We start from the raw sequence: 1,332 nt of genomic DNA, 5'->3' as shown, positions 1-1,332 counted from the left end.
AGAGAGGTCTAAGACTAGCCACCCAACGTAATTCCACCAAATACCCCTTTCTCCGCTTGCAAGAAGCTGGCATCAGAAGTCGCGGTGGTGTAAAGCTACTCTTTGAAGTAGAGATCGCTGACATCAGCTCTCTTGTAAGAGCCAAAAAGCTAAGCAGCGATATTGAAATTTATGTGCCTGATAATGGTGCGCAAAGTAAAAACGGACTAAAAATGATGAAATTTAGCGAGATCAAGAAGGTCAAAGTAAATAATAATGACAGCAACAAGCAAGATGAAGGCGACATATATCTTGAAGCTAGCGAGGAAGAGATTGTCGAAGCAAGAAGGAAACGAGATATCATAAAAAGATATGAGACGAGCGATCTGTCCTCTAAAAAGTTTTGTGAAAGCGAAGGCCTTACCGAGGCAAACCTTTTTAGATGGCAAAAAGCCTATAAGGAGCAAAATTTACGCGGTCTGCTTGATAGGCGCGGCAAAAAGAAGGGCTCACATAAGCTTGAAGAGTGGATGAAGGAATTTATACTCACTAAATTTAGAGCTTATGGGGCTGGTGATCTAAACATCACACAGCTTTGGAAAGAGCTTCATTTCGAATATGGTAAGCGAACGGGTAAATTCAGTGCACCTGACTTTCTTCAAGGCAAGGTAACACCACTATTTGATACTGGCGTGATCAGTAGGTTTTTAAAAGAATATAAAGCCAAGAACATACTAGACACCATCGTCTCAACCAAAGGCATAGATAAAACCATAAGCTACCTTGACCCGGCTCATGGCACACAAGGTATATTCGTGACTAGACGAAATCAGTGCTGGCAGATAGACAGCTCAAAGCTCGATGTAATCGTGCGAGACGGCAAAGGCGGAGTGCAGGTAAGACCAAATATCCTATCTATCATAGACGTATTCAGCGGTAGATGCGTGGCAACTTTGGCTGAGACCTCAAACGCATTAGGCATAACTCGCTTACTTTGGAGAGCCATTGAACTTTTAGGCAAGCCTGAGTGTGTAAAGGGCGATAACGGCAAAGACTACATAAGTAAAGAATTTCAAGATCTGCTCGAAGGGCTTGGCATAGACTATGACGCCGCAAGAGCCTATCATGGCAAAGACAAAGCTTTTGTCGAAAGGCACTTTGGCACGATCCAGCGAAGCAAGATGGCTCATACTCCGGGCTATATAGGCGGAAGTGTTGCAAAGCGTGAAAACATAGAGCAGCAAACCCCTAAAAAAGAAAGACACGCAAAAGATGAATATGGCTGGTTAAAAAAGACTAATCAAAAACACCTACTAACGTATGATGACATGAGGAAGCGATTTGAAACAGCTG

Annotated in this window: 1 protein-coding gene; it reads left to right on the top strand. The window is 43.0% G+C overall.

Translation table 11 applies throughout. From position 1 onward, the window contains the following. The coding region (locus Q0296_RS01105; RefSeq protein ID WP_298035731.1) for a DDE-type integrase/transposase/recombinase at positions 1-1,332 on the top strand (1,332 nt) is incomplete at both ends.

Source organism: uncultured Campylobacter sp., assembly GCF_937890585.1.
Lineage (GTDB): Bacteria > Campylobacterota > Campylobacteria > Campylobacterales > Campylobacteraceae > Campylobacter_A.
The sequence above is the reverse complement of the archived record's forward strand: the minus strand, read 5'-3'. Positions and strand labels throughout refer to the sequence as shown.